The sequence below is a fragment of the Pseudonocardia sp. EV170527-09 genome, from assembly GCF_008369905.1.
Classification (GTDB): domain Bacteria; phylum Actinomycetota; class Actinomycetes; order Mycobacteriales; family Pseudonocardiaceae; genus Pseudonocardia.
On the sequence record NZ_VRMC01000038.1, the window covers coordinates 46,819 to 53,521 of the forward strand.

6 protein-coding genes are annotated in these 6,703 nt (G+C 74.4%); 2 read left to right on the plus strand and 4 right to left on the minus strand.

Annotated features, from left to right (window positions below; translation table 11 throughout):
• The first annotated feature begins 297 nt into the window (after nt 1-297).
• Nucleotides 298-858: a response regulator transcription factor gene (locus tag FVA95_RS14000; RefSeq protein ID WP_029239699.1), complete on the plus strand. Its 561-nt coding sequence runs from the start codon at nt 298-300 to the stop codon at nt 856-858.
• Nucleotides 855-2,126: a ribonuclease D gene (locus FVA95_RS14005; protein ID WP_149664608.1), complete on the plus strand. Its 1,272-nt coding sequence runs from the start codon at nt 855-857 to the stop codon at nt 2,124-2,126. The genes FVA95_RS14000 and FVA95_RS14005 overlap by 4 nt, the downstream gene beginning before the upstream one ends.
• Before the next feature lie 24 nt (nt 2,127-2,150).
• Here FVA95_RS14005 and FVA95_RS14010 read toward each other — a convergent pair whose 3' ends face one another.
• The 4 genes from FVA95_RS14010 to FVA95_RS14025 all read right to left on the minus strand — a co-directional run.
• Nucleotides 2,151-3,317 carry a cell wall metabolism sensor histidine kinase WalK gene (locus FVA95_RS14010; protein WP_240051475.1) on the minus strand — a complete coding sequence of 389 codons (1,167 nt, stop codon included), beginning with the start codon at nt 3,315-3,317 and terminating at the stop codon, nt 2,151-2,153.
• Between the two features lie 4 nt (nt 3,318-3,321).
• Nucleotides 3,322-3,999: a response regulator transcription factor gene (locus FVA95_RS14015; protein ID WP_149664609.1), complete on the minus strand. Its 678-nt coding sequence runs from the start codon at nt 3,997-3,999 to the stop codon at nt 3,322-3,324.
• Nucleotides 3,999-5,939 carry a 1-deoxy-D-xylulose-5-phosphate synthase gene (dxs, locus tag FVA95_RS14020; RefSeq protein ID WP_149664610.1) on the minus strand — a complete coding sequence of 647 codons (1,941 nt, stop codon included), beginning with the start codon at nt 5,937-5,939 and terminating at the stop codon, nt 3,999-4,001. The genes FVA95_RS14015 and dxs overlap by 1 nt, the downstream gene beginning before the upstream one ends.
• A 594-nt stretch (nt 5,940-6,533) precedes the next feature.
• The coding region (locus FVA95_RS14025; protein WP_149662779.1) for an integrase core domain-containing protein at nt 6,534-6,703 on the minus strand (170 nt) is incomplete at its 5' end.

Consider the following 6,703-nt stretch of genomic DNA (forward strand, 5'->3'; position numbering starts at 1 on the left):
GGGATACCATCTCTGCCATGGCACCCGCCCGGGCGGCCGAGCGCCACTCTCCGTCCCTCGGGTTCCGGTGTTGGTCGGGGGCGTACGACCGACTCCAGGAAGGTTGACGACGTGGCTGTACTTGGCCAGCAAGTGCCGGCGCAGAGCTCCGGCAACACCACCCCAGGTGGCGCTCCGATCGGTGGAGCAGTGCTCTCACCTGGGATCGTCCCGCAGCCGCGGGAGGAGCTGTTCACGGTTCTCGTCGTGGACGACCACCCGCTGCTCCGGGAGGCGATCGCCGGGCGGCTGCGCTCCATGGGAGCGGGCACCGTGCACGAGGCCGCCTCGGTGACCGAAGCGCGGGCACGCGCCCACGCGGCGGGCCCCTGCGACCTCGCGATCCTCGATCTGACGCTGCCGGACGGCAGCGGGCTGGACCTGGTCAGCGAGCTCCGCTCGCTCGGCTGGAACCGGCTCGTCGTGCTCGCCTCCTCCGACGACCCGTACGCGGTCCGCTCGGCGTTCCAGGCCGGCGCGCAGGCGTACCTGCTCAAGTCGGCGTCGCCCTCGGTCGTGACCGACGGCGTCAAGCGGGTCCTCGACGGCGGCGTCTACGCCGACCCGACGGTCGCCCCGCTGCTGGCCACCGGGTCCCGCGTGCCGGGCACCGACAACACCCCGCGGGAGCTCTCGGCCCGCGAGGTCGAGGTGCTGCAGCTCGTCGCGGACGGCCAGTCCAACAAGGAGATCGGTGAGGCCCTGAACCTCTCCGCCCTCACGGTGAAGAGCCACCTCTCCCGGATCGGCCGCAAGCTCGGCACCGGCGACCGCGCCCAGATGGTCGCGCTCGCCATGCGCGCGGGGGTCATTCGCTGAATCCCGGGACCGGCGCCGCCGGCGGTACGGACACGACCCGGCCGCCGGTCTCGGCGACTCCGGACGGTTCACCCGATCAGGTACCGCTGCTCCGTCCCGCCGACGGCCTCCCCCCGGTCACCGAGACCCCCGACGACCTCGCCCGCGTGGCGGCGGCGATCGCCGGGGGCAGCGGTCCGGTCGCCGTCGACGCGGAGCGTGCCTCCGGCTTCCGGTACTCCCAGCGCGCCTACCTGGTGCAGCTGCGGCGTGCCGGGGCCGGGTCCGCGCTGGTGGACCCGATCCCGCTGCGCGGCGAGCTGGGGCCGCTCGCCGCGGCCCTCGACGGGCCGGAGTGGGTGCTCCATGCGGCCTCGCAGGACCTCCCGTGCCTGGCTGAGCTGGAGCTGCGCCCGGCGTCGCTGTTCGACACCGAGCTGGCGGGCCGGCTCGCCGGGCTCCCCCGGGTCGGGCTCGGCCCGATGGTGGAGAACCTGCTGGGCCTCGGCCTGGAGAAGGGGCACGGCGCCGCCGACTGGTCGCGTCGCCCGCTGCCCGAGGACTGGTTGGTCTACGCCGCGCTGGACGTCGAGGTCCTCATCGACCTGCGGGACGTCCTGACCCGGATGCTCGACGAGCAGGGCAAGCTGGAGTGGGCCCGCCAGGAGTTCGAGGCGGTCCGCACCGCACCGCCGCCCGCGCCGCGCGCGGAGCCCTGGCGGCGCACCTCCGGCATCCACAAGGTCCGCCGCCCCCGTCCGCTCGCCGCGGTCCGGGAGCTGTGGCTGGCCCGCGACGCGCTCGCCGCCGAGCGCGACATCGCCCCCGGCCGGGTCCTGCCCGACGCCGCGATCGTCGACGCCGCGGTGCGCAACCCCGACTCCCCGCAGGCACTGGCCGAGCTGCCGGTGTTCCGCGGACGCTCCCAGCGCAGGCTGGCCCGGTACTGGTTCGACGCGCTGCGCCGGGCCGCCGAGCTGCCCGAGTCCGAGCTGCCGCGTGGCGCCGCGACCACCGACGGCCCCCCGCCGGTGTCACGCTGGGCCGACCGGGACCCCGACGCCGCCGCCCGGCTCGACGCCGCCCGCGCGGCACTGAGCACGGTCTCCGAGCAGCACGACGTGCCGGTGGAGAACCTCCTGCAGCCCGACCTGCTGCGCCGGGTCTGCTGGACCCCACCCACCGACGGCGACCTCCCGGCCGCCCTGCGCGCCGGCGGCGCCCGCCCGTGGCAGGTCGAGCTCCTGACCCCCGTTCTCGAACCGGCCCTGGCCACCCGCGCCGGCTGAGCCCGGACCGGGCCTGCCCGCCGGTCAGCGGGCCAGCGCCGGGGCGCCGCCCGAGGGCACGGGGGCCGTCGTGTCGTCGGGCAGCGCGACGTGCACCGCCAGTCCCCCGCCGGGGACCGCCTCGGCGTGCACGGTGCCGCCGTGCGCGGTCGCGACCGACCGCACGATCGACAGCCCCAGGCCGGATCCGCGGGTGTGGGCGGTACGGGCCACCGGGCCCCGCCGGAACGGCTCGAACAGCTCGGCCACCTTGTCCGGGGCCAGCTCCGGCCCCGACGACGCAACCCGCAGCACGACCTCCGACCCGGGCGTTCCGGTGCCGCAGCCGACCTCGATCCAGCCTCCGTCGCGGTTGTGCCGCACCGCGTTCTCCAGCAGGTTCGCCACCATCCGGCGCAGCAACGGCTCGTTGCCCCGGGTCGTCGCGGGTCGCGGGTCGGTCCGCACCACCAGTCCGCGGACGGCGACGTCCCCGGTCACGGCCGCGAGCTCCGCGGCGACGAGCGCGACCAGGTCCACCGGCACCCGGTCCGAGTCGTGCAACGCTCCCCCGGCCTCGGTGCGGGCGAGCAGCAGCAGCCCGCTGACCAGCTCGTCGCAGCGACGGCCCGCCTCCCGGACCACCCCGGCCATCCGGCGCAGCTCCGCGGCGTCGGCGTCGGGGTCCTGGAGCGTCACGTCGATCTCGGTGCGGAGCACCGCCAGCGGGGTGCGCAGCTCGTGCCCGGCGTTGGCGACGAACCGGGACTGGGCGTCGAACGCGGCCTGCAGCCGGTCGAGCATCGCGTCGACGGCGGCGGCCAGCTCGGCGACCTCGCCGCGGGCCCCGGCGAGTGCCACCCGCTCGTCGAGCGAGCTCGCCGAGAGCCGTGACGTGGTCTCGACGACCCGGCGCAGCGGGTGCAGCACCCGCCCGACCAGCACCCAGGACGTGACCGCGCCGGCCGCGACGACCAGGGGGAACGCGATCAGCCCGGCCCGCAGCACCTCGGCGCGCGCCGAGGCGGCGACCGCCTCGCGGGCCGTCTCGGCGGGCACCGCGACCCCGCCCACGAACACCGTTCCGGGCAGCGCCGGGGTGCCCGCGATGACCGCGCCCACCAGCATCCAGCCGAGCAGGAGCAGCAGCGCGGCGACGGCGGCGACGAGCGCCGTCGCGAGCAGCGTCAGCCGCGGCCGGAGGGCGCCCACCGCGTCACGCCGTGGGGGTCCCGTCGGCGGGCACCCGGTACCCGGCACCGACGACGGTGTCGATCGGACCCGGCGCACCGAGCTTCTTGCGCAGGGTCATGACGGTGACCCGCACCGTGGTCGTGAACGGGTCGGCGTTCTCGTCCCAGACGCGTTCGAGCAGCTCCTCCGACGACACCACGGCACCGCGCGCGGCGAGCAGGACCTCCAGCACGCCGAACTCCTTGCGGGTCAGCTCGACCGGACGTCCGGAGCGCAGCACGGTGCGCCGGGCCGGGTCCAGCACGACGTCGCCGGCCCGCAGCGTGGGCGGCACCGCCGGGGTCGCCCGACGACCGAGCGCCCGGACCCGGGCGACCAGCTCGGGGAAGTCGAACGGCTTGGCCAGGTAGTCGTCGGCACCGCGGGACAGCCCCTCGACCTTGTCGGCCGGGGTGCCCGACGCGGTCAGCATCAGCACCCGGGTCAGGCCACCCGCGGCGACGAGCTCGTCGCACAGGTCGTCGCCGCTGCGGCCGGGCAGGTCACGGTCGAGGACGGCGACGTCGTAGCGGGTCACCGACAGCTTCTCCGAACCCTCGTCGCCGTCGTAGGCGACGTCGACGGCCATCCCGTCCCGGCGCAGGCCGCGCACGACGGCGTCGGCCATCGCCGGCTCGTCCTCGACGACAATGACGCGCATCAGCGGGTGCGCTCCCGCCCGGGAACGGCCCCCTCGGGGGTCGAGGGGACCGCTGCGGCCGCCCACTCGGTGATCCGGCGGGCCATGTCCTGCTCGGTCAGCCCGCAGGTGGCGAGCACGTCGTCGCGGCTGCCGTGCTCCAGGTACTCCTGGGGCAGCGCGAGGTCGCGCTGACGCACGTCGACCTCGGCGGCGCGCAGCGCGTCGGACAGCGCGGACCCGAACCCGCCGTGCGTGCCGCAGTCGGAGACGGTGACCACGAGCTGGTGGTCGGCGGCCAGGGTGAGCAGCTCACGCGGGACCGGCAGGACCCACCGCGGGTCGACGACGGTGACGTCGACGCCCTGGTCGGCGAGCCGCCGGGCGACGGCGACGCCGGACTCGGCGAACGGCCCGACGCAGACGAGCAGCACCTGGGAACGCCCGTCGGACGGCTCGTGCAGCACGTCGACCCCGGCCCCGCCGTCGAGCCGGCGCAGCGCGGGGACCGAGCCGATCACCGAGCCCTTGGGGTAGCGCAGCGCGGTCGGGCCGTCGGTGACCGCGACGGCCTCCCGGAACTCCTCGCGCAGGGTCGTCTCGTCACGCGGGGCGGCGACCCGCATGCCGGGCACGATGCCCAGCAGCGACAGGTCCCACATCCCGTTGTGCGACGGGCCGTCGCTGCCGGTGACCCCGGAGCGGTCCAGCACCAGCGTGACGCGCTCGCGGTGCAGTCCCACGTCCATCAGCAGCTGGTCGAAGCCCCGGTTGAGGAACGTCGAGTACAGCACGACGACGGGGTGCCGCCCGGCCCGGGCCAGCCCGGCGGCGGTGGTCAGCGCGTGCTGCTCGGCGATCCCGACGTCGACGATGCGGTCCGGGTGGGCGGCCGCGAAGGGGGCGAGACCGGTCGGGCCGAGCATCGCCGCGGTGATCGCGACGACGTCGGTGCGCCGTGTCCCGAGCGCCACCATCTCCTCGGCGAACACGTCGGTCCAGCCGGTCACCGGGGTGCCGGTGGGCAGACCGGTCTCCGGGTCGAACGCGGCCGGGCTGTGCATCTGCTCGGCCTCGTCGTTCTCCGCGGGCGGGTAGCCGTTGCCCTTGCGGGTGACCGTGTGCACGATGACCGGCCCACCGAAGCGCTTCGCCCGGCGCAGCGCGGACTCGAGCTGGCCGATGTCGTGGCCGTCGACCGGACCGAAGTACTTGATCCCCAGGTCCGAGAACAGCTCCTGCGGGGACAGGGCGTCCTTCACCCCGGCCTTGAACGCGTGCAGGCCCGCATAGAGCGCGGGCCCGACGACGGGGGTGCCACGGACGGTGCGCTTGCCGGCCTCGAGCACGCGCTCGTAGCCGGGCTGCAGCCGCAGCGACGCGAGCCGGTCCGCCAGCCCGCCGATGGTCGGCGAGTAGGAGCGGCCGTTGTCGTTCACGACGATCACGACGTTGCGGTCCGCACCGGCCGCGATGTTGTTGAGCGCCTCCCAGGCCATGCCGCCGGTCAGCGCACCGTCGCCGATCACCGCGACGACGTGCCGGTCGACCCCGGTCAGCGCGTGCGCGCGGGCGATCCCGTCGGCCCAGGACAGCGACGACGACGCGTGGCTGGACTCCACGTGGTCGTGCTCGGACTCGGCGCGGCTCGGGTAGCCCGACAGCCCGCCGGTCTTCTTCAGCCGGTCCCAGCCCTCCTGACGGCCGGTCAGCAGCTTGTGCACGTACGCCTGGTGGCCCGTGTCCCAGATCAGGGTGTCCTGCGGGGACTCGAAGACCCGGTGCAGGGCGATGCTCAGCTCCACCACGCCCAGGTTCGGCCCCAGGTGACCGCCGGTGCGGGACACCGCCTTCATGAGGAACCCCCGGATCTCGGCCGCGAGCGAGGCCAGCTCCTCGGGCCCGAGCCCTCGCAGATCGGCCGGGCGTCGGATCGCCGAGAGTCCCCGGTTCGTCGTCACGTACTGCCTCCTCGCCGCCGGCCCCGTTCGGGCGTCCTCCACGGCGGAGAGACCGCAGGGAGGACCGGCATCGACTCGGGGTCCCACTCTACGGACAGGTGGCCGAGGGGACTCGACGGCGCTGCCGGGCGCGGTGGGCGTCGTCACCCGGACGGTGCCCACCGCGTCCCGTGCTGCGACGCGGTGCGTGCGCTGTTCTCACCAACCCCAGTTACGCATTGTCGATCTCCTTTCGCACTCGAACCACCGTTGGTCGACACAATGGACGTGGCCATTGCGGCGGATGCCCTCACCAACCCCAGTTGCGCACGATGATCTCCTTTCCTGATCGACATCCTGCACGTCGTGGTGCTGCCACACCGTCACGGACAGCAATTGCCGGACACACCGACATGGTCTCTCATCCATTTCTCGGCGCCGTCGCCGAAAAGAGTGGACCGCGGTCGGCCGACGAACAAACCAGAGAGCACCATTGCGACGTCGACCATCACCGGCTCGGCCCTGCCGGTGACACCCAGCGTGATGAGGACACTCGTCCGAGCAGCTACGACTCGATCACGACGTCGTATCGATCACGGAACGCGACGGGTGCGGCTAGGTGTGATGTCCAGGGAGGTTGGTCAGCCTGGTGACTGGTGGCTGGCCGCCGATGGCGGAGTGAGCGCGGTGGTGATTGTAGAAGTGCAGCCAGCCGGGTAGGGCGTCGTTGCGTTGGCGGGTCGACTCATAGAGTCGGGCGTAGGCCCAGCCGTCGGCCAGGGTCC